The sequence below is a fragment of the Streptomyces sp. HP-A2021 genome, from assembly GCF_022807935.1.
Taxonomy (GTDB): domain Bacteria; phylum Actinomycetota; class Actinomycetes; order Streptomycetales; family Streptomycetaceae; genus Streptomyces; species Streptomyces afghaniensis.
This window is the reverse complement of record NZ_CP094344.1, coordinates 465,266-491,185: the sequence shown is the minus strand read 5'-3', so window position 1 is coordinate 491,185 and position 25,920 is coordinate 465,266. Positions and strand designations below refer to the sequence as shown.

The window sequence follows — 25,920 nt, the reverse complement described above, 5'->3', positions numbered from 1 at the left end:
CTCCCTCTTCCTTTCCCGGTGGTGAGAGTGGTGCGCTCACCATAGTGTTTTGTTGACTGCTCAGCAATTGATTGCTCAGTAATTGAGGCAGCAGTAGGTGAAGAGGCAGTAAAGTCGGCCGGGTGAATCCCGCGAACCGAGACAACGACGAAGCCGTCCGCGCCGCCGGCAGCCCGCTCGTTCATGACTTCGGGCTGCTGATCAAGGCCGCCACCCGCCTGGAACAGCGGATCGACACCGCCCTGCGCAAGGAGTGCGAGGTCAGCCACACGATGTTCGAGGTCCTCATCCGGCTCTGCAGGAAGCCGGAGGAGGCGGTCTCACAGCGCGAGCTCGCCGACGACCTCACGCTCACGAGCAGCGGCGTCACCCGCCTGGTCGACCGCATGGAGGGAGCCGGGCTGGTGCGACGCGTGCCGGCTCCGGGGGACCGCAGGAGCGTCCTGGTCGAGTCGACCGATCACGGCAGGACGGTCTTCCTGCGGGCCGCCGCCGTCCATGCGCGGGTCGTCGAGCGGTACTTCGTCGCGCCGCTGCACCCCGACGACTACGGACGGCTGACCGGCTCACTCGGCGCGATCGACAAGGCTCTGCGCGACACCTGACCTCGTCACGCGCCGGGCTCCGTCGCTGCCCGCACGTCCAGCACCAGCACCGCGACGTGCAGGGACGTGCACTGCAGGCCCGACTCCAGATCGCAGCCGAGGAGCCGTTCGATGGTGTGGAGGCGCTGGTAGTACGCCTGCCGGGACATGCCGGCCTGTTTCGCCGCGACCGACTTGTTCCCGGCCGCCGTCAGATACGCGCGCAGTGCCGGGAGCAGGTCGCCGCCGTTGCGATCGTCGTGCTCGATGAGACGGGTGAGCTGGCGTTCCGCGTACCGCTGGAGGCGGATGTCCTCCCGCAGCACGCCCAGGAGCTCCGGCAGCCGGACGTCGGCGGGGACGTAGAACCAGCGGTCGGGTGAGGCGGGCGTGATGGCCTCGGCCGTCTGCTCGGCCTCCTGCCACGACCGGGCGATCCCGGAGAGGTCGGTCACGCCGGGGCCGACGGCGACGACGGCTTCCGGGCCGAGCTCCTCGCGGCAGAGACGGCCGATCCGCTCGGCGACCGGCTGCCAGGCGCTGGCCTGCGCCAGGGTGAGAAGGACGCCGATCCGGCCCGGAGCCGTCTCGCCGACCAGGGCGCGGATGCCGGTCTGCGCCATCGCCTTCGCGATCCGCTCGTCGAGGTGCTCCCCGGTACCGGTGTGCGGATGCCGGATGACCACGGCGAAGAGGCGGTGCCCGAGGGTCGGCAGCCCCAGTGCCTCGGCCCGTGCGCGGGCGTCCGCGGGGGAGCGGAAACGCCGTTCGTACAGGTCCCGCAGCACCGAGCGGTGGGCCCGGCGCTCCCACCAGGCCGGCCCGGCCAGACGCGCCATGCTCAGGGCCACCGCCGCGCGCTCCAGGACCAGGACGTGCTCCGGGTCGGGCTCGGGGTTCAGCCGGCCCTCCAGCAGGACCAGCCGCCCCCAAGGCCCCTGGTGGTCCTGCACGGGCGCGATCAGCCACCCCTCCGGGCCGCTCGGCGTGATCTTCTCCGGGGTCGGGGTGGCCCGGGAACGCCGGGACCAGGCCGACACCACCGGCTCGTACGGCCGGCCGAGCAGTTCGCACATCAGGACCCGGTGGGTGAGGTCCTCCAGCACCACGGGGGCTCCGGTGAGCTCGGCGGTGGTGTGCACCAGTTCCTCGGGGTCCGCGCCCCGCAGCGTCAGGGCAGTGAAGATGTCCTGGATGTCCCTGCCGCGGCGCAGCAACGCCCCATGGGCGTCGAGGATGAGCGCGTGCACTGCCTGCGTGACGTCGATGAAGCGGACGCCGCGGGCCAGCTCGATCAGCGGCACTTCACGGGCACGGCAGGCCGCCACCAGCTCGTCGGGCACCTTCTGATACCGGTAACCGAGCTCCACGATCAGACCGGCCGCGCCGACGTCGGCGAGCTGGTCGACGTAGCCACGCAGCTCGGAGGCGTCCTCGGGATAGGGCATGCCGGTCGTCAGGACCAGCTCGCCGCCCTCGAGGAAATCGGCGGGGTTGAGTAGTTCGGTGACGTGCACCCAGCGCACCGCACGGTCCAGCTGCGACTCACCGGCCAGCACGCGCGGCATCCCTTCGGCCAGCACGGGGAGGCTCAGAACCTCCGTGATGGTCGGCAAGTGCCCGGTTGCGGGACGTTTGGGCGGCATAGGGAGTGCTTTCGTCCGAGGTATCGGGGGTCACCTTCGCACCGGCACATCACCGTGGCAAGAGGGGCAAGGTTACTTTCCGTGGTCGGCGGCTCGCCGTGACACATCGTCTCGAGAAGGTGCCGAGGCGGAACAGAGTGTGGCTTGACCTGCGTGTTAGCCGGGGTCGAGAGTGAACGCCATCCCCAAAGGGCCCGAATCGAAGGGGTCCGCACGGTGTCCCCACCGTGCCGGGGCACCACTGACACCCAGGCCGCACCAGGCGAAAGGAGCGACCTCATGCGTATCCCGAAGCGCGTCGCCGTGATCGGTGCCGGCAGCATGGGCAGCCAGGTCATGTGGCGACTGGCCGCCCGCGGAGCCGAGGTCATCGGCTACGACCGGTACGCCCCGGGGCACGACCGCGGCGCGGCCGGGGGCGAGAGCCGCATCTTCCGCGCCGTACACCTCGGTGACCCCGGGTACATTCCGCTGCTGGGGCTCGCCGACCGGATGTGGGACCGGCTCCAGCGCGAAACCGGCCTCTCGCTGCGACGCCGCAGCGGCTGTCTGGTGATGGGCGAAACCGCCTCGCCGTCGATGCGTCTTCTCCTCTCCGCCAGCTCCACCCACCGGCTGGATCACGAGGTACTGGACCGCGAGGAACTCGCCCGCCGCTACCCGCAGCACCGCCTCCCGGACGGACACACCGCCGTCCTCGACCGCGAGGGCGCCATCATCAGGCCCGAGGCGTCGGTCCAGGCCGCGGCCGCCCGAGCCGAACAGCTGGGCGCCCGGCTGCACCGCTACACCCCGGTGCGGGAGATCGTCCCCGCGGCGGGCGGCGGGGTGCACGTCGTCACCGACCAGGGAACGGACCACGTCGACACCGCCGTGGTGACCGTGGGCCCCTGGATCAACACCCTGCTCCCGGACCTCCCACGGTCCGTGGACGTCCGCCGGCTGATCAGCTCCTGGCACATCCCCACCCGCCACGACTGGTTCGCGGGCGGCGCCCCCGCCTTCGTGCGCAGCGCACCGCATGACTGCTACGGGCTCCCGTCGCCGGACGGCATCTCCGTCAAGCTGGGCCTCTCCTTCGCCCGTTATCTGCCGGTACCCGACCCCGAACGGGTCGACCGCACGGTCCGCCCGGAGGAACTCGCCACCTTCCGCGAGCTCATCGCCGAGCTGATGCCCGACCTGAACCCCGACCCCATCAGGCTGTCGGTCTACATGGAGGGCTACACGGAGTCCGGGAACCCGCTCGTGGGTCATCTCCCCGGCGAGGACGACATCATCGTCATGGCCGGATTCTCCGGCAGCGGCTTCAAACTCTCGCCGGCCATGGGCGAGATCGCCGCCGACCTGGCACTCGACGGCACCACGGAACACCCCATCGACTTCCTCGCTCCGGCAGGAGTCGCCGCCGCCTGACCCCCGGCGATGCCGACGGCACCGCCTCCGCCCCGCCACCTCTGTCATTGGCATGCCCGAAAAGGCACGCACCAGCCATAACCAGTTCCCCGCGGCAAAGACAGGAGCATCCCCGTGCCCATTCCCTCGCTTCAGTTCCGCCCGAAGTACGTCTCGTTCGACTGCTACGGCACGTTGATCGAGTACCCGATCACCCCCATCACGCGGGAGCTCGTCGGCGACCAGATCCCCGCCGAGCACTGGGACCAGTTCGTCCGGGAGTTCCGCGGCTACCGCTACGACCAGGTCCGCGGCGAGTACTACCCCTACGAGCAGGTCCTGCAGGACTCCTTCGAGCGGGTCTGCCGCAAGTGGGGTCTGAAGGCGGCCCCGGACGCGGGCAAGCGGTTCGCCGACGGCGTCCGGAGCTGGGGCCCGCACGCCGACGTGCCCGAGCCGCTGAAGAAGATGGGCGAGAACTACAAGCTCGTGATCCTCTCCAACGCCGACGACTCCTTCCTGAAGGAGAGCGTCCCCCGGCTCGGCGCGGACTTCCACGCGGTCTTCACCGCGGAGCAGGCCGGCTTCTACAAGCCCCGCTACGCCGCGTTCGAGTACATGCTCGACCAGCTCGACGCCTCGCCCGAGGACTTCGTGCACGTCTCTTCGCACACCCGCTACGACCTGATGCCGATGCACGACATGGGCTTCCGCAACCTCATCCTCCTCGACCGCGGCTACGACCCCGTGACCCACGGCTACGACTACGTGACGGCGAAGTCCCTGGACGAGCTCAACACCATGCTCGGCATCTGACGCGCGACGCACACCGTCCCGCACGGACAGTTCCGAAGAACCGCCACCGAGCTTGTCGGCGACGCCCGCGCCGAACTCGAAGTACTGGGCCGAGAGGGCGACGTCCTCGGCCGCATCATCGACCCGGCCGACGGCGGGGAGCACACGGTCCACGCCCCGCCCGACGGGCGGATCTTCTACGGCATGAACGGCCTCGCCGTCGTCCCGGCGCGGGCCTCGGATCCGACGAGGCCGACCCCCACCCTCAGAGCTCATCCCAGCCGTCCCTCTTTCCACTTGAGCATCACCCCCAGGAGGCATTCCATGAGAGACGCCCGTATAGATCGCAGGCTCTTCCTGCGCGGCGTCGGCGGAGCCACGGCGGGTCTCGCCGCCGCGACCGCCCTCAGCGCCTGCGGTACCGGCACCAGCCGCACCCCGTCCGGCAGCGCCAAGGGCGGCGGCAAGACGGTGGTCGTCCGCGACAGCGGTGGTTCCTACGGCGCGGCCTTGCAGAAGGCGATCTACACGCCGTTCACCCAGGAGACGGGGATCGGTGTCAAGGTGCTCAACCTGGACGACGCTCCGCTGCTGGCGCAGATCAAGCAGGGTCGCCCGCAGTGCGACCTCATCAACAACTCGATGATGGCTCACCTGAAGTATGTGAAGCAGGGTGCTCTGGAGACGCTGGATCCCGGCCGGCTCAAGAGTCTGAAGAGCGCGAAGGTCCCCGAGGCCCAGATCACCGACCACGCCGTCGGCCACAGTTTCTACGGCCAGTGCATCGCGTATCGCACTGATGCTTTCGATGGCCGCAAGCCGGAGTCGTGGGCGGACTTCTGGGACACCAAGGCGTTCAAGGGTGGCCGCGCGATGGTCAGTCCGGACGGTGATCTGCCGGAGCTGGAGTTCGCGCTGCTGGCCGACGGTGTGCCGATGGACAAGCTGTATCCGCTGGATGTGGACCGTGCTTTTAAGGTGCTGACGCGTCTGCGGTCCGACATCAAGAAGTTCTGGGACAGCGGCCCGCTGCCGGGTGTGCTCCTGAGCCGCCAGGAGGTGACGATGTCCACGGTGTGGGACGGGCGGATCGCCGATCTGCAGAAGCAGGGCGTGCCGGTGGAGCGGCAGCTGAACGGCATGCGCCGCCAGTTCTCGGGCTATGCCATCGCCAAGGGGGCGGCCAACGTGGACGGCGCCTACCGGCTCATGGACTTCGCGTTGCGTGCCGAGAGCCAGGCCGCCCTGGCCAAGGCCTTCCCGTCGAACCCGTCTTCTCCGGTGGCCTACGCCAAGCTCACCGAGGACGAGCGCAATGCCCTCGCGGGTGCGCCGAAGTACTACGACGAGGGTTTTGACACCGACATCGACTGGTGGCTGAAGAACGAATCGGCCGTCACCAAGCGCTGGCTGGAGTGGGCTCGTGGCTGAATTCGGTATCGCCGCACCGTCCCTGAAGGTGGCCGGCAAGGTGCCCACCGCGACGGGCAAAGCGCTGTCGGTGGTGGCCCTGCGCAAGACCTACGGGGACGTCGTCGCCGTCGACGAGGCGTCCATGGAGATCGCGGCCGGGGAGTTCGTCACCTTCCTCGGCGCCTCGGGGTCGGGCAAGACCACGACCCTGATGATGATCGCCGGTTTCTGCGAACCGGACTCCGGCACCATCACCGTCGGGGACCGCGACGTCACCCGGCTCGCCCCGCAGAAACGCAACCTCGGCTTCGTCTTCCAGCAGTACCTGCTGTTCCCGCACATGACGGTCAGTGAGAACGTCGCCTTCCCTCTCACGCTGCGCGGGGTGCCGAAGGACGAGATCCGCAGGCGCGTGGGGGAGACGCTGGAGATCGCGGGCCTGTCCGGGTTCGGCGGCCGCAAGCCGCGTGAGCTGTCCGGTGGTCAGCAGCAGCGTGTCGCGCTGTGCCGGGCGCTGGTCTACCGTCCGCCGGTGATCTTGATGGACGAGCCGCTGGGCGCGCTGGACAAGAAGCTCCGTGACCAGCTCCAGGTCGAGATCAAGGCCATCCAGCAGGAACTCGGCCTGACCGTCATCTATGTGACGCACGATCAGGAGGAAGCGCTGGTCATGTCGGATCGCATCGCGGTGATGCGCAACGGCCTGATCGAGCAGTTCGACACGCCCCGGGAGCTGTTCGAACGGCCCAGGACCCCGTTCGTGGCGGACTTCCTCGGTGCGGCGAACTTCCTGCCCGGCCGCATCGAGCAGCACACCGACGAGCACACCCTGGTCCGCCTCGACAGCAGTGGCGGCCTGATCAAGGCGCGTCGGCACGACCTCGTCTCCGGCACCCAGGTCAAGGTCGCCGTGCAACCCGGCCGGCTGCGGGCCTGCGCTGCCGATGACGGGTTCTGTACCGGCACGGTCGAGACAGCCACGTACGTGGGCACCCTGGTCCGTGCCGGTGTGCGGATCGACGGTGACGCGCCGCTGCTGCGGCTGGAGGTACCGGCCGGCCGTGGGCCCGTCACCGGCGAACGGGTCGGCATCACCGTCGACGCCGACGACGTCAACCTCTTCCCCACCGAACAGGGAGGGTGAGCCATGGCCGCCACCCTCGCGGGGGCTCCTGCCCGTCCGCGCAAGCTCCTGGCCTCGCGCAAGACCCGGGTCGGCATCCTGTACGCGTTGCCGGTCGTGGTCTATCTGCTGGTGCTGTTCGTCTACCCGATCCTCACCACGCTGTTCCTCAGCCTGAAGAACGCCGACGGATCGCTCACCCTGCACTGGTACGCCGACGCCCTGACCGGGGTCAACCTCTCGGTCCTGTTCACCACGCTGCGGATCTCCGCCGAAACGGCGCTGCTGAGTCTGGTCTTCGGTTTCCTCCTGGCCAACGCGATCTCGCGGCTGAAGCCCGTGTGGGCGGCACTGGCCATGCTGATCGTCGTTGTCCCGCACTTCATCAGCGCCCTGGTGCGCACCTACGGCTGGATCATCCTGCTGGGTGACAAGGGCCTGGTGAACGAGACCCTGGCCGCCATGTCGGTACCGGGGGCGCCGTTCCAACTGCTCTACAACGAGCTGGGCGTGGTCATCGGCACCACCTCCATGATGCTGCCCTACACCGTGCTGCTGCTGTACGGCGTGATGCGCGGCGTGGACCGCAGGCTCCTGGCGGCGGCGTCCAGCATGGGCGCCGGGCGTGTGACGATCTTCCGCCGGATCTACCTGCCCCTGGTCGCCCCCGGCCTGGCCAGTGCCGGACTGCTCAGTTTCATCCTCTCGCTGGGCTACTACATCACCCCCGCCCTGATGGGCGGCCCCAACCAGACAATGATCGCCACCCTCATCAACCAGCAGGTGACCAAGGAAAACCAGTGGAACGGGGCCGCCGCTCAGGGCGTCATCCTGCTGCTGCTCACCTTCGCCGGACTGCTCCTGGTCAAACTCGTCACCTCCCTGGGCGCCAGCCGCAGGAAGAGGAGTGCGTCATGATGGAGCTGCGCAAGACCCTCGCCGGTCGGATTGCCCTGACCGCCGTCGCCACCGTCATCCTGCTGTTCCTGGCCCTGCCGATCGTCGTCATCCTCGTCACCTCCTTCAGCAACAACGCCTTCGCCTCCTTCCCACCCGACGCCTGGACGCTGAACTGGTACAAGGCGCTGTTCGCCGACGGCAGCAAATGGCCCGCCGCGCTGTCGCTGAGCGCGCTGGTCGCCTGTCTGAGCACCGTGTTCTCACTGATCATCGGTGTGACCGCGGCGACCGCCCTGACCCGCAGTGAACTGCCGCTGCGCTCCGCGGTCTACGCCCTCGTGCTGGGGCCGCTGGTCATCCCCCAGATCGTCACCGCCCTGGGCCTGTTCCTGCTCTTCGAGCCCGCCGCGATGCTGGGCAGCCCGATCGCCATCGCCCTCGGCCACACCGTGCTGGCCTCGCCGATCGCGGTGCTGATCCTGATCGCGACCCTGCGCGGCATCGACGAACGCCTCGAGGACGCCGCCGCCAGCATGGGCGCGGGCCGGCTGACGATCGCCCGGCGGATCACCTTCCCCCTGGCCGCGCCCGGCATGATCGCCGCCGCGATCTTCTCCTTCATCACCAGCTTCGACGAGTTCTACATCTCCCAGTTCCTGTCCTCGGTCGACACCGTCACCCTGCCGGTGCAGGTCTACAACTCCCTGACCTTCGACATCGACCCCAGCGTCACCGCGGTCAGCGCCATCCTCATCGCCTTCGCGGTCCTCGCCCTCGCCCTGGTGGCCCTGGTGCGCTGGCTCGGCTCCGGACGGCAGAACTCCCTGCTGTCGGTCGAGAACACGGCAGGCCTCGCCACCCCCGGAGGCGAGGCCGTATGACCGCCGCCACCACTCAGCCGCACCCGCTGGTGCTCCTCACCCGAGCCGCGCGCCGGCACGGGCCGCGCTACCGCTGACAGCGCCGTCGGCCGGGCCCCCGAGCGGGTGCCCGGCCGGCATCCCCCCGAAAACTTCCTCGCAGGAGACCCGCAATGAAGACGATTCCCTACTGGGTAGAAACCGCCGGGGCGTTCCCGGACCGGTCCGGCAAGCCTTTGACCGAGGACACCGACCTGGTGGTCGTCGGTGCGGGCCTGACGGGTCTGTCCACCGCCCTGCACTCCGCCCGCAAGGGCGCCCGTGTCACCCTCGTCGAGAAGGGCCAGATCGGCTCCGGCGCCTCGGCACGCAACGGCGGCATGGCGAACCTGGGCTTCACGATCGGCGTGAACCAGGCCATCCGCCGGTACGGACTCGAGCGGGCCCGCGAGATCTACAACTCCTACGGCGAGGCCGTGGACACGGTCGAGCGGCTCGTGAACGAGGAGTCCATCGACTGCCAGTTCAACCGCGTCGGACGCCTGGGCGTGGCCTCCCGCCCCGCGCACTTCGAGAGCAAGAAGGCCCAACAGCGCGACCTGGCCAAGTACTTCGGCCACGAGACCACACTGGTCAGCAAGTCCGAGCTGCGTTCCGAGATCGGATCCGACGCCTACCACGGCGGCCTGCTCGACCCGTTCAGCGCCGCGCTGCACGTCGGCCGCTTCGTGCGCGGCATGGCCGAGGCCTGCGAGCGCACCGGTGTCGAGATCCACGAGCGCAACGCGGCCATCGGCGTCCGGCGCACCGCCTCCGGCCGTTTCGAGGTCAGTACCGAGCGCGGTGTGATCCGCGCCGGGCAGGTCATGATGGCCACCGACGCCTACACCGACAAGAACTTCCCGTGGCTGCGCCGCCAGCAGGTCTGCCTGGGCAGCTTCATCATCGTGACCGAGCCCCTAGGCGAGCAGCTCGCCCGGGACATCATCCCCAAGGCCCGCCTCATCGTCGACTCCAACCAGGTCTGCCACTACTTCCGGCTCACCCCGGACAACCGCCTGCTGTTCGGCGGCCGCGCCCGCTTCGCACCGTCCGACCCCACCTCGGACAAGAAGAGCGGGGCCGTGCTCTTCCGTGAGATGTGCGAGATCTTCCCCCAGCTCGCCCGGACGAAGGTCGAGTACGTGTGGGGCGGCTCCGTCGGCTTCGCCATGGACCGCATCGTGCACGCCGGGCAGACCGAGGACGGCGTCTACTACTCCATGGGATACGCGGGCCACGGCGTGCAGATGGCGACGCACATGGGGCAGGTCATGGCCGAAGTGATGGACGGCCACCCCGAGGTCAGCCCGGTGCGCGACCTGGCCCCGCCCCGCATCCCCCTCTACAACGGCACCGCCTGGTTCCTGCCCTTCGCGGGTGCCTACTACAAGACGCTGGACCGCATCCGCTGACCGTGCGGCAGCGCACCTCTACGCATACAAGGAGACCTCGAGATGACTGTTGTCCGTGATGTTCCCAAGCAGCTGTTCATCGGCGGTGGTTGGCAGGACGCGGAGTCCGGCCGGACGCTGTCCGTCGACAATCCGGCCACCGGTGAGGAGCTGTGCCGGGTCGCCGACGCCTCCCCGGCCGACGGCCGGCGTGCCGTCGAGGCGGCGGTCGCCGCGCAGGCGGACTGGGCCGCCACCCCGCCCCGCGTGCGCAGCGAGATCCTGCGCCGCGCCTACGACCTCATCATCGCGCGCACCGAGGACCTCGCGCTGCTGATGACGCTGGAGATGGGCAAGCCCCTGGCCGAGGCGCGTGCCGAAGTCGCCTACGGCGCTGAGTTCTTCCGCTGGTTCTCCGAGGAAGCCGTCCGTATCGACGGCGGCATGATGACAGCGCCCGACGGCAAGAACCGCCTCCTGGTCACCCGCCAGCCGGTCGGCCCCTGCCTGCTGATCACCCCGTGGAACTTCCCCCTGGCCATGGGCACCCGCAAGATCGGCCCCGCCATCGCCGCCGGCTGCACCATCGTCCTCAAACCCGCCCCCCAGACCCCCCTGACCAGCCTCGCCCTCGCCGCGATCCTGAAGGAAGCCGGCCTGCCCGACGGCGTCCTCAACGTCGTCGTCACCACCGACGCCGCCGGCGTCGTCGAGCCGCTGCTGCGCGGCGGGCAGATCCGCAAGCTCTCCTTCACCGGCTCCACCCAGGTCGGCCGGATCCTGCTGGCCCAGTGCGCCGACACGGTCATCCGCACCTCCATGGAACTGGGCGGCAACGCCCCCCTCATCGTCTTCGACGACGCCGACCTCGACGTCGCCGTCGAAGGCACCATGGTCGCCAAGATGCGCAACATGGGCGAGTCCTGCTGCGCCGCCAACCGCATCTACGTCCACACCTCCGTCGCCGAGGAGTTCGCCACCCGCCTCACCGCCCGCATGGCCGCCCTGACCGTCGGCGACGGCACCGAACCCGGCACCGACGTCGGACCCCTCATCGACCAGGCCGGCCGCAGCAAGGCCCACGACGTGGTCCGCGACGCCGTCAAGCGCGGCGCCACCGTCCTCACCGGCGGCGAACTGCCCGAAGGCCCCGGCTGCTTCTACCCGCCCACCGTCCTCACCGGCATCACCCCCGACGCCGCCATCAACGACACCGAGGTCTTCGGCCCCGTCGCCGCCCTCCTCACCTTCGAGACCGAGGACGAGGCCGTCGCCGCCGCCAACAACACCGAATTCGGCCTGGCCGCCTACCTGTTCACCCAGAACCTCGACCGCGCCCTGCGCGTCGCCGAACGCCTCGAAAGCGGCATGATCGGCCTCAACACCGGCCTCGTCTCCAACCCCGCCGCCCCCTTCGGCGGCGTCAAGCAGTCCGGCCTCGGCCGCGAAGGCGGACGCGTCGGCATCAGCGAGTTCCTCGAGTACAAGTACATAGCCGTTCCTGTCGGAGCATGACATGCCTGACCGACTCGTCGTCCTCTACCGGGGCAACCGGCCACCCGCCACCGGGCTCATCGAACGCCTCGCGGACACCGTCTACGCCACCGAGGAGGAACTGCCCTACCTTCTCCCCGGCGCCGACGCCCTCCTGGCCTGGGTCACCATCACCCCGGCCATCCGCGAGGCCTGGCCCGACAACCCCGAGAAGGCACCCCGCTGGGTGCACGCGTCCTCCGCGGGCGTGGACTCGTTCCTCTTCCCCGCCCTGGTGGACGATCCGGGCGTCGTCCTCACCAATGCCCGCGGGGTGTACGACGAGCCGACCGCCGAGTACGTCCTCGGTCTGGTCCTCGCCCTCGCCAAGGACTTCCCCGGCACCTGGGAGCACCAGCGGCGTCGCGAGTGGCGTCCGCGCCTCAGCGACGGCATCACCGGACGCACGGTGCTGGTCTGGGGGACGGGGCCGATCGGCCGGGCCATCGCCCGGCTGCTGGACGCCGTCGGGATGCGGGTCTGCGGCGCCGGCCGCAAGGCCCGCACGGACGATCCCGACTTCGGCACGGTCCACGGCCCGACGACCTTGACTCCGGCCCTGAAGAAGGCGGATTACGTCGTCCTGGCCGCGCCCCTCACCAACGGCACCCGGGGCATGGTCGACGCCTCCGTGCTGGCGGCCATGAAGCCGGGGGCACGGCTGATCAACGTCGGCCGGGGCGGACTCGTCGACGAGGAGGCGCTCATCGACCACCTCGCCGCCGGCCGGCTCGCCGGCGCCGCCCTGGACGTCTTCGGCCAGGAGCCGCTGCCGGCCGAATCACCCCTGTGGGACATGCCCGGCGTGATGATCTCCCCGCACACGGCGGGGGAGACCACCGGCGAGCGGGAGGCGCTCGTCGAGGTGTTCCTCGACAACCTCACCCGGCACATCGAGGGCCGCCCTCTGCGCAACGTCGTGGACAAGCGGCGGGGCTACGTGGTCGACGAGACGCGCCCTGTCTGAAGGCCCCGTCTGAAAGGCGAGCAGCAGGTGCCCAGGCCCGTGGAGTCCACCGGCCTGGGCGCCTGCTACTCGCCTTTCTTGTGTCCCAGCGCGCTGCCCGTCACGGCCAGCACGGAGAGCACGACCAGCGCGGCGGCCGGGCCGAGCACCGTCCAGGGGGCGAGTTCGGCGTACGGCTGGTTCTCCGACAGGAGCCGGCCCCACTCGGGGGTGGGCGGCTGTTCGCCCAGGCCGAGGAAGCCGAGCGAGGCCAGGACCAGGACGGCGGTGGGCAGCCGCAGCAGGGCGTTGCGCAGGAGGGCCGGCAGGACCGCGGGGAGCAGGTGACGGCGCAGCAGGTGCAGCCGTCCCGCACCGAGCGCGACGGAGGCGGCGATGTGACCGCTCGCGCGTTCCTGTTCGAGCAGGGCGGCGGTCTGGGCGGCGTACGGGCTCCAGCCGACCACGCAGACCGCGATCGCCGCGCCCCACACCGAGGGCCCGGTCACGCCCGCGATCAGCAGTCCGGTGAGGACCGCGGGCAGGGTCGACGCGACCTCCGTCGGACCGGCGCTCGCCCGTGGTGCCATGCCCAGCAGGAGTCCGGTGACCGCGCTGACCACCGTCACGGCGAGGGCGACACCGGCCGTGCGCAGTGCCCCGTGGCCCAGCCGGGCCAGCAGATCCCGGCCCAGCGCGTCCGTGCCCAGCGGGTGTTCGAGGGACGGGGACACCAGCCGCGCCGCCGTGTCTACCTGCAAGGGGTCGCGCAGGAGGCCCGCCGTGACGAGGGCGAGCAGGGCTACTGCACATGCCGCGGTGATCCAGCGCAGGGAGCGCGGCGGGACGAGCGGGGGCCGGTGCAGGGCAGGCAGGGCACCGTCGCGCAGGGGGCGGCCGAGGAGGGCGTGGCGCAGGGCCCGGATCAGGATGCCGGCGCTCACGCCGAGCAGGACCAGCGCCAGGGTCGCGGTCTGGAGCACCGGGAGGTCCTGCGCGACGGCGGACTCCAGGGCGAGCCGGCCGAGCCCCGGGATGTTGAAGATCTTCTCCACCGCGACCGCACCGCCGACCAGGGCCACCACGGTCGGCAGCAACTGCGGCAGCATGCCGGGCAGGGTGCGGCGCAGCGCGTTGCGGGCGATGTTGCCGGGCGGGAGCCCGACGGCGTACGCCGTGCGCGCCCACGGTTCGTGGAAGGCGGCGGGCAGCGCCTGGTCGAGCAGCCCGCCGAGCATCGCGCCCGACGGGATGCCGAGGGCGAGCGAGGGCAGCACCATCGACTGCGGCCCCGCCCAGCCGCTGGACGGGAACCACCCCCACCAGACCCCGCACACCGTGGCCAGCACCGAGGCGAGCAGGAACTTGGGCAGCGCGGCCAGCACGGCGGCCGTGGTGCCCGTCCGGTCCTGTCGCAGCCTGCGCCGGGAGCCGAGGAAGACGGTGCGGGCACACACCAGCGCGGCGACCAGGGCGGTCACCACGAGCGCACCCAGCATCAACGTCAGGGAGACCGACAGGGCGGTCCCCACCTGCGGCATGACCGGTGCGCCGGAGACCCACGAGACGCCCGCGTCTCCGCGGGGCAGGCCGCCCAGCCAGTGTGCGAGATGGACCCAAGGGCCTTGGTCCAGTCCCAACTGCTCGCGTACGACGGCCAGCTGAGCGGGTGTCGGGTCCTGGTCGGCGGAGCGGGCCCGCAGCACGGTGCGTGCGGGGTCACTGCCGGACAACCATGGCAGCGCGGCCACCGCAGCCAGCAGGGCGGCCCCGGCGAGGGCCCGGCCGGCCGCCAGCCGCCCGATGTACGGGCGGGCAGCGGGGAGGTGAGCGACGGCCATACCGCTACTTCAAGTGCGTGTCGAGGTCGACCAAGGCCCGCTCGCGCGGGTCGAGTACGACGCCCTCGACGTCGGTGGCGATGCCCTGGACGACCCTCTCGTGGACCAGCGGCACGACGGCGTCCGTGCGGAGGATCTCCGACTCCGCCTTCATGATCTTCTCCTGGCGCCGCTTCATGTCGCTCTCCGCGGCTGCGGCCTGGATCGCCTTGTCCACCTCGGCGTCCTTCAGCCGGGCGATGTTGTAGACGCCGTCGCTCGTGAAGTCGCTCGCCAGATAGGCGACCGCGTCACCGGTGTCGAGGAGTGTCACGCGGGAGAAGACCAGGGCGTCGTACCGGCCCGCGAGGAGGTCGCCCTCCATTTGTGTGTACTCGCGGACGTCCAGCTTGACCGTGAACCCAACCTTCTCCAGCCGCTGCTGGAGGACGGTCGCCGCCTCGGGCAGTTCCGCGCGGTTCGTGATGGCGGCCAGACGCAGCGTTGTGCCCTTGGTCTCGGACCTGACCTGGTCGACGCTCGCGGCCCGGGCCCGCCCGGTCGCCGGGACGCGCCGTTCGGCGGCCCAGGGGACGGCGGGTCCGAAGAGGCCCTGAGCGGGGTCGGCGTAGCCGCCGAAGACGGAGTCGACGAGGTCGGTGCCGTCGACCGCCTCACGTGCGGCCGCCCGCAGGCCGGGGTCGGTGAACACGCCCTTGCCGGTGTTGAGGATCAGGCTGTCGGTGCGCACCGAGGAGACCACGTGCCGGGTATCGGGCTTGAGGAGCTTCGCCTGCGAGGTCGGGATCCACTCGGCGATGTCGGCCTCGCCGCCGCGCAGGGCGTTGGCGCGCGCGGTGCCGTCCGGGATCCACGTCACGTCGAGGCCCGGTGCCTTCGCCTTGCCGCCCCAGTAGCCGTCGAACCGGTCGAGTGCCGCCCCGGTCTTGCCGGTCAGCTTCGTGATCTCGAAGGGGCCGGTGCCGGTGCCGACCGGGCTGACCTTGTCGTCCTTCGCGTACGCCTTGGCCGACAGGATCGCCAGTGCGGGGCTGGCCAGTCGCAGCGGCAGCACCGGGTCGGGCGACTTGGTGGTGAGGGTGACGGTGTCGGCGTCCTCGGCCTTGGCGGTGAGGGTCACGTCGCTCAGCACGCGGGGCTTGGGCTTGGCCGCGCCCGCGTGGTCGAGCGCGTTGACGACGGACTGGGCGGTGAACTCGGTGCCGTCCTGGAACTCGGCCTTGCGCAGCTCGAAGGTCCAGGTGGTGTCGTCGTCCTGCTTCCAGGACTTCGCCAGCGCGGGCTTGGCCGTGCCGTTCTTGTCGAGGGCGGTGAGGCCCTCGGCGACGGACAGCTTGCTCAGCACCGTGGCGTCGTTGCTGTAGGGGGACAGGGCCTGCACGGGGGGAATGGCCATTGCGATTCGCAGCCGCCCGCTCGGTCCGCCTCCGCCGCCCGCGGCGTCATCGCCGGGCGCGAAACAGCCGGCCAGCAACGGGGTGAGGGCGAGGGCTGCTATGAGGCCGCGGGAGGTGGTGCGCATGAGGGGTCCTGTCGTGTGCGAGGCCGGGCATGCCGCTGCGGCCCGGTACGGGCCTTGATCGACAAGTGAACAATATAAGGGCAGCCTTACCGAACCAGTACCGGGAAGGTGAAATCTCAACAACTGGACGGTTTGTGGTGTCGACCTGCAATTCGAGCTGTGCCATCGTGGGCGCCGGCGGAGGTGAGTCGCATGACCGGCGCGGACCCCGGACTGTTCGGACCCGGTTCGGTGACCTGGCAGCTGCACGGCGACCCCATGATGTGGATCGCCGGCATCCGGGCGCTCTACCTGCAGGCCCTGCACCCCCGCGCGGTACGCGGCGTCATGCAGAACTCGGACTTCCGGCGTGACGCCTGGGGCCGCCTGATGCGCACCGCGAACTTCGTCGGCACGACGACCTACGGCACCACCGAGGCCGCCGAGCGGGCGGGCGCCCGGGTCCGGAAGATCCACAGCATGCTGACCGCGACCGACCCGGACACCGGCGAGCGCTACGGCGTCGACGAAAACGGTCTGCTCCTCTGGGTGCACTGCGCCGAGATCGACTCCTACCTGGACGTCCTGCGCAGGTCCGGATTCCGGCTCACCGACGCCGAGTCCGACCGCTACGTCGCCGAACACCGGGAAAGCGCACGCCTGGTGGGTCTCGACCCCGCCGCCGTGCCCGCCGACCGGGCCGAACTGGCGGCGTACTTCGAGAAGGTGCGCCCCGAGCTGGCCGCCGGGCCGGAGGCGCGCGACGTGGACGACTTCCTGCTCCACCCGCCGACGCATCCCCTTCTCGTACCGTTGCGCGAGGTGCTGTGGCGGCGCGTGGCACAACTGGCGTACGCCTCTCTGCCTCCGTACGCCCACGAGTTGTACGGCAGACCGGCCCCCGCACCCGCCACCGTCACCCGGCAACTGCGTCTCACCGGCCTCCTGCTGCGCCGCGTTCCCGCACGTGTGCGGTGGCAACTCCCGCCCAAACACATCCTGCGCGCCATGGCGAGGCTCGGCCCGGACGCGCGCCCGGCGCCGTACAAACTTGGACGATAGGCCGCCATACTGGGTGGGCCAGGGGAGGGGCGGGCGAACAGCTACCGGGGGGAGCGTCGCGCGAAATGGGGGAGACCAGGCTCATTCACGGCCGGTACCGGCTGCTCGACCGGATCGGGCGCGGCGGCATGGGCGAGGTGTGGCGGGCACGGGACGAGTCCCTGGGCCGGCACGTCGCGGTCAAGTGCCTCAAACCGCTGGGCCCGAACCACGACCACGCGTTCACCCGCGTGCTGCGGGAGCGGTTCCGCCGTGAGGCCCGGGTGGCCGCCGCGCTCCAGCACCGCGGCATCACCGTCGTGCACGACTTCGGCGAGTCCGACGGCGTCCTCTACCTCGTCATGGAGCTGCTGGACGGCCGCAACCTCAGCCAGCTCCTGGAGGACAACAAACAGCACCCGCTGCCGGTCGCGGACGTCGTGGAGATCGCCGAACAGGTCGCCGCCGCCCTCGCCTACTGTCACGAACAGGGCATCGTGCACCGTGATCTGAAGCCCGCCAACATCGTGCGGATCGGCGACGGCACGGTGAAGATCTGCGACTTCGGCATCGCCCGGCTCGGCCACGACATCGGCTTCACCTCCCGGCTGACCGGCACCGGTATAGCCATGGGCACCCCGCACTACATGTCCCCGGAGCAGATCGGCGGCACCGAGGTCGACCAGCGCAGCGACCTGTACTCGTTCGGCTGCGTGCTGTACGAGATCGCCACCGGTGTCCCGCCGTTCGACCTCGACGACGCCTGGGCGATCCTCGTCGGCCACCGCGACACCCCGCCCCGCCCGCCGCGCGAGCACCGCCCCGAACTGCCCGGGTACCTCGAGCGGGTCATCCTGGACCTGCTCGCCAAGGAGCCCGACGAACGCCCCGGCGACGCCCGTGAGCTGGCCCGCCGGATCAGCGCCCACCGGGCCGCGCCCGCCTATGTGCCGACCGTCGTGGCGGCCCGGCCCGCTCCCGACGCGATGGCGCAAGCGGGCCGGCTGCCGTCCTGGACGCACGGCATGACCACCGGCCACAAGGCGGCCGGCGCAGGACTGCGCACCACGCCGCCGGACCCGGCGGCCGGACTGTCCGGCGAGTGGATCGCTCGGCCCGCCGCCGGCCCCGTCGAGGAACTCGCCCCCGAGGAGCGGCCCGCCCCGCCCCCGGAGGTCCTGACCGCCCTGGCCGGCCGGCACAACGCGGGCCTGAGCCTCGGCAGGCTCGGCCGCTGGGCGGAGGCCGGCGAGGTGCACCGGGCGGTCGCCGCCGAACGCGAGCACCTCCTCGGCCCCGACCACCCGGACACCCTCGCCAGCCGCTACGAGGTCGCCTTCACCCTCAGCCGCACCGGCCGCGCCCAGGACGCCCTGCGCGCGTACAAGCACGTCACCGAGGCCAGGATCCGCACCCTCGGCGCCGACCACCCCGACACGCTCGCGGCCCGCCAGGAGATGGCCTACGTGCTCGGCCAGCTCGGCCGCCCCTTCGACGCCCACCGGGTGTACACGGCGGTGCTCACCGCCCGGGAGCGCACCATGGGTCCCGACCACCCGGACACGCTGCGCTGCCGGCACAACCTCGCCTTCAACCTCAGCCGCCTCGGCCGCCTGGAGGACTCCTACCGCATGGCCCGCGAGGTGGCCGCCGCCCGCGCCCGGGTGCTCGGCCCCGACCACCCCGACACCCTGGTCACCCGCTACGAAGTCGCCTACGCGCTCGGCCAGCTGGGCCGCTGGGCCGAGGCACTGGAGACGTACCGCGAGGTCGCCGAGGCCCGCGGCCGTGCCCTCGGCCCCGACCACTCCGACACACTCGCCGCCCGGCACGAGATCGGCATCAGCCTGGGCCGCCTCGGCCGCAGCGCGGAGGCCCTGGACCTCTACAGCGCCCTGGCCGACGACCGCACCCGGGCCCAGGGCCCCACCCATCCCGAGACCCTGCGCGCCCGCCACGGCCGCTGCGTCAACCTCGGCCGACTCGGCCGCTGGGCGGAGGCCCTCGCCGAGTCCCGCGACGTGAGCGCCGTCCGGGAACGGGTCCTCGGCCCCGACCACCCGGACACCCTGGTCAGCCGCCGCGAGGTCGCCGTCGGCCTGGGCTGGCTGGGCCGCTGGGCCGACGCGCTCACCGAGTACCGCCGGGTGGCCGCCGCTCGCGAACGCGTCCTCGGCGCGGACCACCCCGACACCCTCGCCAGCCGCAACGACGAGGCGCACTGCCTCCAGCAGTTGGGCCGGAGCGACGAGGCCGCGGCGCTGTATCGGAGGGTGGCGGCGCTGCGGGGGCAGCGGGCGTCGGCCGGGGGGTGACGGGGGCGGGGTTGTACGAGGAGCAGAATGCGCCCTGTCGCCGTTCGTCTGGCCGACCCGGATCACCCCGTGTTACGAAGAACCATGACCGCACCCCAGGGACCACGCGCACACCGGACGTACGACGCCGTCATCGTCGGCGGCGGCCACAACGGCCTGGTCGCCGCCGCCTACCTGGCCCGGGCCGGCCGTTCCGTGCTGGTGCTGGAGCGGCTGGACCACACCGGCGGCGCGGCGGTGTCCACCCGGCCCTTCGCCGGGGTCGACGCCCGGCTGTCGCGCTATTCGTACCTGGTCAGCCTGCTGCCGAAGAAGATCGTGCGGGACCTCGGCCTGGACTTCCGGGTTCGCACCCGGACCATCTCCTCCTACACGCCCGCCGAACGCGACGGCCGCCCCACCGGCCTCCTCGTCGGCGGTGGTGAACGGCGGACCAGGGAGGCGTTCGCCCGGCTCACCGGCTCCGACCGCGAGTACCGGGCCTGGCAGGAGTTCTACGGCATGACCGGCCGCGTCGCCCAGCGGGTCTTCCCGACCCTCACCGAGCCGCTGCCCACCCGTGAGGAACTGCGCCGCCGCCTCGACGACGAGGAAGCCTGGCGGACACTGTTCGAGGAGCCGATCGGGGTCGCCGTCGAAGAGCGCTTCACGGACGACCTGGTGCGCGGTGTGGTCCTCACCGACGCGCTCATCGGCACCTTCGCCGACGCCCACGACCCGTCGCTGAAGCAGAACCGCTGCTTCCTCTACCACGTGATCGGCGGCGGCACCGGCGACTGGGACGTGCCGGTCGGCGGCATGGGCGCCCTGACCGACGCCCTGGCCGACACGGCACGCGCCGCGGGCGCGGTCCTCGCCACCGGCCACGAGGCGCTGCGCATCGCCACGGACGGCCGCACGGCCGAGGTCACCTACCGCACCGCCGACGGCGAGGGCACCGCGGCCGCCCGGCACGTCCTGGTGAACGCCTCCCCACAGGCCCTGGCGGCACTCACCGGCGACACACCCCCGGCTCCCGCCGAGGGCGCCCAGCTCAAGGTGAACATGCTGCTCCAGCGGCTGCCGCGGCTGCGCGACAGCTCCGTCGACCCGCGCGAGGCGTTCGCCGGCACCTTCCACATCTCCGAGGGCTACGAGCAGCTGGCCACCGCCCACGCCCAGGCCGCCGCCGGTGACCTCCCGGCCGCGCCGCCCTCCGAGATCTACTGCCACTCGCTCACCGACCCGACCATCCTCGGCCCGGACCTGGCCGACCAGGGCTACCAGACGCTCACCCTCTTCGGCCTGCACACCCCGGCCCGCCTGTTCGAGCGGGACAACGACGCCGCACGCGAGGAGCTGCTGAAGTCGACACTCGCCCAGCTCGACGCCCACCTGGCCGAACCCCTCGCCGACTGCCTGGCGACCGACGCGGACGGACGGCCCTGCATCGAGGCCCGGACCCCGCTCGACCTGGAGCGGGACCTGGGGCTGCCCGGCGGCAACATCTTCCACCGCGAGCTGAGCTGGCCGCACACCCAGGACGGCACCGGCCGCTGGGGTGTGGAGACCCGGCACGCGAACGTGCTGCTGTGCGGGGCCGGCGCGGTGCGCGGGGGCGGGGTGAGCGGGGTGCCCGGCCACAATGCGGCGATGGCGGTGCTGGAAGGCCGGAGCGACTGAATCACTGCTCCATCGAGGGGGCACTCCGACAGGACGAAGGTGTCCGTACCAGCCGGCCGCCCAGCGCGGACGGTCGCACCTCCCACGGGAGGCTTTCATGGCCGAGCTCAGCCCGACCGACCTCCAGAAGGCCCTCAAGGGCATGGACTACCCCACGGACAAGCGGCACCTGGCGGAGCGTGCCCGCAGCAATCACGCGGACGAGAAGGTCGTCAGCACTCTCGACGGCCTGAAGGAGGACCGCTTCGACGGCCCCAACGAGGTGCAGAAGGCCGTCTTCAACCAGTGACCCGACCGTCTCAGTCGGCCGACGGTGTCCACCCCACCGCTTCGATGCGCGACGCGTCCGCCGGGCGCGCCTCGTCGAAGAGGACGCCGTCGGCCGCGTCCACGCGCAGCCCGTCCACGTAGGCCCCGCGGCCGACGTACAGCCGGTCCGTCGCGTACCGCCACCGCAGGGCGAGCCGGCGCGCGGCGGGAAGGCCGGCGGTGAGCCCGTGCCAGACGCGGCCGGACCAGCCCGTGACCGAGCCCGACGGGTGCGGCCGGGGGTCCTCGCCCCGGCGGGACGTCGTGAAGGGCACCGGCTGCCAGGACGTGCCGCCGTCGGCCGTGGCCTCCAGGACCAGGACGTCGGCCTTGGGCTCGGTGTCCCACCACAGCGCGCAGCGCAGCCGTGCCCGGCCGGACGACGTGTCGAGCGTGGGGAGGCTGAGGGTCGCCGTGGCGGAGACCGCCATCCCGGAGAACCAGGCCCTGCGCCCTCGCACCGGCCGGACCGGGACCGCCCGCGCCAGCTGGTTCGCGGCCGCCACCCGGGGAGCCGACCCGGATCGCCAACTCCGCACCGGATGCACCGAGTTGCCCAGGACGACGAGGAACGAGTCGGTCGTCGGGTCGAGCACCAGCGAGGTGCCCGTGAAGCCGGTGTGCCCGGCACTGCGCGGCGTGGCCATCGCGCCCATGTACCAGTGCTGGTAGAGCTCGAAGCCGAGACCGTGCTCGTCGCCGGGGAACGCGGTGTTGAAGTCGGTGAACATCAGCTCCACCGACTCGGGCGTCAGGATCCGCGCCCGCCCGTACACGCCGCCGTTGAGCAGCGTACGGCCGAGGACCGCGAGGTCCCACGCGTCGGAGAACACGCCCGCGTGGCCCGCGACCCCGCCGAGGCTGAAGGCGTTCTCGTCGTGCACCTCGCCCCACACCAGGCCCCGGTCGAGCCCGGACCACGGGGCACGCGCGTCCTCCGTGGCCGCGATCCTCGGCCGCCAGGAGGCGGGCGGGTTGTAGCGGGTGCGGCGCAGGCCCAGCGGCGCCGTGATCTCCTCGCGCAGCAGGACGTCGAGGGAACGGCCCGTGATCCGCTCCAGCACGAGCTGGAGCGAGATGAGGTTCAGGTCCGAGTACAGATAGGCCGTGCCCGGCGCGCTGACCGGCGCCTCGTTCCAGATGAGCTGGAGCTTCTCCTCGTACGTCGGCACGCTGTACAGCGGGATCCAGGCGCGGAAGCCCGAGGTGTGCGTGAGGAGCTGGCGGATCGTGATGTCCTGCTTGCCCGCGCGTCCGAAGTCCGGCAGGTAGGAGGCGACCGTCGCCTCCAGCTCCAGCCCGCCCCGCTCCATCTGCTGCACGGCCAGGATCGAGGTGAACAGCTTCGACACCGACGCCAGGTCGAAGACGGTGTCCTCGGCCATGGGGATCTGCTCGTCGGCCGGGAACTCGACGCCGGTGTCGGTCTTCTCGTCGTAGCCCCGGTAGCGCACCGCCATGCCGATGGGCCGGTGCAGGGCGACGGTGCCGCCCCGTCCCGCGAGCAGGACGGCGCCCGCGTACCAGGGGTGCTTGGGGGAGGGGCCGAGGAAGGCCTCGGCGTCGGTGACGAGTTGACGCAGATGGGAGGGGAGCAGCCCGGCGCGGGCGGCCGAGCCGTGCCGCAGCGTGGGGCGCGGGCCGCTCGCTGGAACGGCCCGCGCCGGGGCCGCCGGTAAGGAGGCCAGGGCGAGCGCACCGCCCAGTGTCATCGCTCCCCGGTTCAGTTGACGCCGGGTCAGCCGACCGCTCGCCGCTCTGTCCGCCGCTCCCTCGGTCACAGCACGCCCCTTCGTCCCAGCCGCCTCGGATGTCCACGGAAGTATGTCCGCCGCGCGCCGCCGTGAATCGGCCGAATGAATCTGACGGAGCATCAGAAAACCTCTTCCGTCCTCCGGAGGACTCCGGCATCCTGCGCCCATGCAGACGGAGCTGAGCCAGAAACTGGGAGTCGAGCACGCCGTCTTCGGCTTCACGCCGTTCCCCGCCGTCGCCGCGGCCATCAGCCGGGCCGGCGGCTTCGGGGTGCTCGGCGCGGTCCGCTACACCGCCCCCGACGAGCTCAAACGGGACCTGGACTGGATCGAGGCGCATGTGGACGGCCGGCCGTACGGTCTGGACGTCGTCATGCCGGCCAAGAAGGTCGAGGGCGTCACCGAGGCGGATGTCGAGGCGATGATCCCCGAGGGGCACCGGCGGTTCGTCCGGGACACCCTCGCCAAACACGGCGTTCCCGAGCTCGCCGAGGGCGAGGCGTCCGGCTGGCGCATCACCGGCTGGATGGAACAGGTCGCCCGCAACCAGCTCGACGTCGCCTTCGACTACCCGATCCGGCTCCTCGCCAACGCCCTCGGCTCCCCGCCCGCCGACGTCATCGCCCGCGCCCACGACCAGGACGTCCTCGTCGCCGCCCTCGCGGGCAGCGCCCGGCACGCGCTCAAACACCAGGACGCCGGGATCGACATCGTCGTGGCGCAGGGCTACGAGGCAGGCGGCCACACCGGCGAGATCGCCTCCATGGTGCTCACCCCCGAGGTCGTCGACGCCGTCGCCCCGCTCCCCGTGCTGGCCGCCGGCGGCATCGGCAGCGGACAGCAGGTAGCTGCCGCACTCATCCTCGGCGCCCAAGGTGTGTGGCTGGGCTCCATATGGCTGACCACCACAGAAGCGGACCTCCACTCACCCGCCCTCACCCGCAAGCTGCTCGCGGCCGGCTCCGGGGACACCGTCCGCTCCCGCGCGCTGACCGGCAAGCCCGCACGCCAGCTGCGCACCGAGTGGACCGACGCCTGGGACGACCCGGCCGGGCCCGGCCCGCTGCCCATGCCGTTGCAGGGCCTGCTGGTCGCCGAGGCCGTCTCGCGCATCCAGAAGTACGAGGTCGACCCGCTGCTCGGCACGCCGGTCGGGCAGATCGTCGGCCGGATGAACAGCGAACGCAGCGTCCAGGCCGTCTTCGACGACCTCACCCGCGGCTTCGAACAGGCCGTGGACCGCATCAACCGCATCGCCGGAAGGAGCGGCCAGTGAGCACCAGCGTTCCCGCGGGCTTCTGGGCCCAGGCCACCGCCGACCCCGACCGCGCGGTCCTGGTCGCCCCCGACGGCGAGGAGTGGACCGCCGGCCGCCTGCACGCCGCCGCCAACCGGCTCGTCCACGGACTGCGCACAGCCGGGCTGGAACAGGGCGACACCTTCGCGGTGGTCCTGCCCAACGGCGTCGAGTTCCTCACCGCGTACCTCGCCGCCAGCCAGGCCGGGTTCTACCTCGTCCCCGTCAACCACCACCTGGTCGGACCGGAGATCGCCTGGATCGTCTCCGACTCCGGCGCCAAGGTCCTCCTCGCCCACGAACGCTACGCCGGTGCCGCACGCCACGCCGCCGACGAGGCGGGTCTGACGGCCACCCACCGGTACGCCGTCGGCCCGGTCGAGGGCTTCCGCCCCTACGCCGAACTCCTCGACGGCCAACCCGAGTCGGCGCCCGACGGCCGCACCCTCGGCTGGGTCATGAACTACACCTCGGGCACCACCGGCCGCCCCCGCGGCATCCGCCGCCCGCTCCCCGGCAAACCGCCGGAGGAGGCCTACCTCGGCGGCTTCCTCGGCGTCTTCGGCATCCGGCCGTTCGACGACAACGTCCACCTGGTGTGCTCACCGCTCTACCACACGGCCGTCCTGCAGTTCGCGGGCGCGTCCCTGCACATCGGCCACCGGCTGGTCCTGATGGACAAGTGGACGCCCGAGGAGATGCTCCGCCTCATCGACCGCCACCGCTGCACCCACACCCACATGGTCCCCACCCAGTTCCACCGGCTGCTGGCCCTGCCCGACGAAGTCAAGGACCGCTACGACGTCTCGTCCATGCGGCACGCCATCCACGGCGCCGCCCCCTGCCCCGACCACGTGAAACGGGCCATGCTCGACTGGTGGGGCCCCTGTGTGGAGGAGTACTACGCGGCCAGCGAGGGCGGCGGCGCCTTCGCCACCGCCGAGGACTGGCTGAAGAAACCCGGCACCGTCGGCAAGGCCTGGCCCATCAGCGAACTCGGGATCTTCGACGACGACGGCAACCGGCTGCCGCCCGGCGAACTCGGCACCGTCTACATGAAGATGAACACGGGCGGCTTCTCGTACCACAAGGACGAGGCCAAGACCCGCAAGAACCGCATCGGCGACTTCTTCACCGTCGGCGACCTCGGCCACCTCGACGAGGACGGCTACCTCTTCCTGCGCGACCGCAAGATCGACCTGATCATCTCCGGCGGCGTCAACATCTACCCGGCCGAGATCGAGTCGGCCCTGCTCGCCCACCCCGCCGTCGCGGACGCCGCCGTCTTCGGCATCCCGCACGACGACTGGGGCGAGGAGGTCAAGGCCGTCGTCGAACCGGCCCCAGGACACCGGCCCGGACCCGCCCTCGCCGCCGACCTCCTCGACCACTGCGCACACCGGCTCGCCGGCTACAAGCGGCCCAGGAGCGTCGACTTCATCACCGAGATGCCCCGCGACCCCAACGGCAAGCTGTACAAGCGACGCCTGCGGGAGCCGTACTGGGAGGGCCGGACCCGGCCGGTGTGAGGAGGCGCTGCGGCTTTGGTCGCGCCGACGGTCCCGGGCGTCA

20 protein-coding genes are annotated in these 25,920 nt (G+C 71.3%); 16 read left to right on the top strand and 4 right to left on the bottom strand.

The window, feature by feature from the left end; translation table 11 throughout:
* Positions 1–122 precede the first annotated feature (122 nt).
* Complete coding sequence (locus tag MQE23_RS02330) at positions 123–605, top strand: MarR family winged helix-turn-helix transcriptional regulator (RefSeq protein WP_243378057.1); 483 nt, start codon at positions 123–125, stop codon at positions 603–605.
* Positions 606–610: 5 nt separating this feature from the next.
* Here MQE23_RS02330 and MQE23_RS02325 read toward each other — a convergent pair whose 3' ends face one another.
* Positions 611–2,200 (bottom strand): PucR family transcriptional regulator ligand-binding domain-containing protein, encoded by a 1,590-nt coding sequence (locus MQE23_RS02325; protein ID WP_342364967.1) that lies wholly within the window; start codon positions 2,198–2,200, stop codon positions 611–613.
* 309 nt (positions 2,201–2,509) lie between these two features.
* On the opposite strand from MQE23_RS02325, the gene solA reads away from it, so the two are divergent.
* The 9 genes from solA to MQE23_RS02280 all read left to right on the top strand — a co-directional run bounded on the left by solA (position 2,510) and on the right by MQE23_RS02280 (position 12,649).
* Positions 2,510–3,646 carry an N-methyl-L-tryptophan oxidase gene (gene solA / locus MQE23_RS02320; protein WP_243378055.1) on the top strand — a complete coding sequence of 379 codons (1,137 nt, stop codon included), beginning with the start codon at positions 2,510–2,512 and terminating at the stop codon, positions 3,644–3,646.
* A 114-nt stretch (positions 3,647–3,760) separates the two neighbouring features.
* Positions 3,761–4,441 (top strand): haloacid dehalogenase type II, encoded by a 681-nt coding sequence (locus MQE23_RS02315; RefSeq protein ID WP_243378053.1) that lies wholly within the window; start codon positions 3,761–3,763, stop codon positions 4,439–4,441.
* Between the two features lie 303 nt (positions 4,442–4,744).
* Positions 4,745–5,851, top strand: coding sequence for an ABC transporter substrate-binding protein (locus MQE23_RS02310; RefSeq protein WP_243378052.1), 1,107 nt, complete (start codon positions 4,745–4,747; stop codon positions 5,849–5,851).
* The gene (locus MQE23_RS02305; RefSeq protein WP_243378050.1) at positions 5,844–6,977 is read left to right on the top strand and encodes an ABC transporter ATP-binding protein; all 1,134 of its coding nucleotides are present in this window, start codon (positions 5,844–5,846) and stop codon (positions 6,975–6,977) included. The genes MQE23_RS02310 and MQE23_RS02305 overlap by 8 nt, the downstream gene beginning before the upstream one ends.
* A gap of 3 nt (positions 6,978–6,980) precedes the next feature.
* Positions 6,981–7,874 (top strand): ABC transporter permease, encoded by an 894-nt coding sequence (locus MQE23_RS02300; RefSeq protein WP_243378048.1) that lies wholly within the window; start codon positions 6,981–6,983, stop codon positions 7,872–7,874.
* Positions 7,871–8,737: an ABC transporter permease gene (locus MQE23_RS02295; protein ID WP_243378047.1), complete on the top strand. Its 867-nt coding sequence runs from the start codon at positions 7,871–7,873 to the stop codon at positions 8,735–8,737. The genes MQE23_RS02300 and MQE23_RS02295 overlap by 4 nt, the downstream gene beginning before the upstream one ends.
* A 152-nt stretch (positions 8,738–8,889) precedes the next feature.
* Complete coding sequence (locus MQE23_RS02290) at positions 8,890–10,170, top strand: FAD-binding oxidoreductase (RefSeq protein ID WP_243378045.1); 1,281 nt, start codon at positions 8,890–8,892, stop codon at positions 10,168–10,170.
* A 42-nt stretch (positions 10,171–10,212) separates the two neighbouring features.
* Complete coding sequence (locus MQE23_RS02285; protein WP_243378043.1) at positions 10,213–11,664, top strand: NAD-dependent succinate-semialdehyde dehydrogenase; 1,452 nt, start codon at positions 10,213–10,215, stop codon at positions 11,662–11,664.
* A gap of 1 nt (position 11,665) precedes the next feature.
* Complete coding sequence (locus tag MQE23_RS02280; protein ID WP_243378042.1) at positions 11,666–12,649, top strand: D-2-hydroxyacid dehydrogenase; 984 nt, start codon at positions 11,666–11,668, stop codon at positions 12,647–12,649.
* 65 nt (positions 12,650–12,714) lie between these two features.
* On the opposite strand, the gene MQE23_RS02275 is transcribed toward MQE23_RS02280, so the two are convergent.
* Both MQE23_RS02275 and MQE23_RS02270 read right to left on the bottom strand, forming a co-directional pair.
* Complete coding sequence (locus MQE23_RS02275; RefSeq protein ID WP_020270003.1) at positions 12,715–14,469, bottom strand: ABC transporter permease subunit; 1,755 nt, start codon at positions 14,467–14,469, stop codon at positions 12,715–12,717.
* Between the two features lie 4 nt (positions 14,470–14,473).
* Positions 14,474–15,991, bottom strand: a complete 1,518-nt coding sequence (locus MQE23_RS02270; RefSeq protein WP_243378040.1) for an ABC transporter substrate-binding protein — start codon at positions 15,989–15,991, stop codon at positions 14,474–14,476.
* A gap of 192 nt (positions 15,992–16,183) precedes the next feature.
* Here MQE23_RS02270 and MQE23_RS02265 point away from each other — a divergent pair, with 192 nt between their 5' ends.
* The 4 genes from MQE23_RS02265 to MQE23_RS02240 all read left to right on the top strand — a co-directional run bounded on the left by MQE23_RS02265 (position 16,184) and on the right by MQE23_RS02240 (position 21,277).
* On the top strand, positions 16,184–17,032 hold the full coding sequence (locus MQE23_RS02265; RefSeq protein ID WP_243378039.1) for an oxygenase MpaB family protein: 849 nt from the start codon (positions 16,184–16,186) through the stop codon (positions 17,030–17,032).
* Positions 17,033–17,097: 65 nt separating this feature from the next.
* Entirely contained in the window at positions 17,098–19,326 is a 2,229-nt protein-coding gene (locus MQE23_RS02260) for a serine/threonine-protein kinase (RefSeq protein ID WP_279345117.1), read from the top strand.
* Between the two features lie 84 nt (positions 19,327–19,410).
* Positions 19,411–20,988 carry an NAD(P)/FAD-dependent oxidoreductase gene (locus MQE23_RS02245; protein ID WP_243378038.1) on the top strand — a complete coding sequence of 526 codons (1,578 nt, stop codon included), beginning with the start codon at positions 19,411–19,413 and terminating at the stop codon, positions 20,986–20,988.
* A 97-nt stretch (positions 20,989–21,085) separates the two neighbouring features.
* Positions 21,086–21,277 carry a DUF2795 domain-containing protein gene (locus MQE23_RS02240; protein WP_243378036.1) on the top strand — a complete coding sequence of 64 codons (192 nt, stop codon included), beginning with the start codon at positions 21,086–21,088 and terminating at the stop codon, positions 21,275–21,277.
* A gap of 10 nt (positions 21,278–21,287) precedes the next feature.
* Here the strand turns inward: MQE23_RS02240 and MQE23_RS02235 are convergent, their stop codons facing one another.
* Positions 21,288–23,009, bottom strand: coding sequence for a serine hydrolase domain-containing protein (locus MQE23_RS02235; RefSeq protein WP_243378035.1), 1,722 nt, complete (start codon positions 23,007–23,009; stop codon positions 21,288–21,290).
* A gap of 208 nt (positions 23,010–23,217) precedes the next feature.
* Between MQE23_RS02235 and MQE23_RS02230 the strand changes: the two genes are divergently transcribed.
* On the top strand, positions 23,218–24,327 hold the full coding sequence (locus MQE23_RS02230) for a nitronate monooxygenase family protein (RefSeq protein ID WP_243378033.1): 1,110 nt from the start codon (positions 23,218–23,220) through the stop codon (positions 24,325–24,327).
* On the top strand, positions 24,324–25,877 hold the full coding sequence (locus MQE23_RS02225; RefSeq protein ID WP_243378032.1) for an acyl-CoA synthetase: 1,554 nt from the start codon (positions 24,324–24,326) through the stop codon (positions 25,875–25,877). The genes MQE23_RS02230 and MQE23_RS02225 overlap by 4 nt, the downstream gene beginning before the upstream one ends.
* The last annotated feature ends 43 nt before the right edge of the window (positions 25,878–25,920 follow it).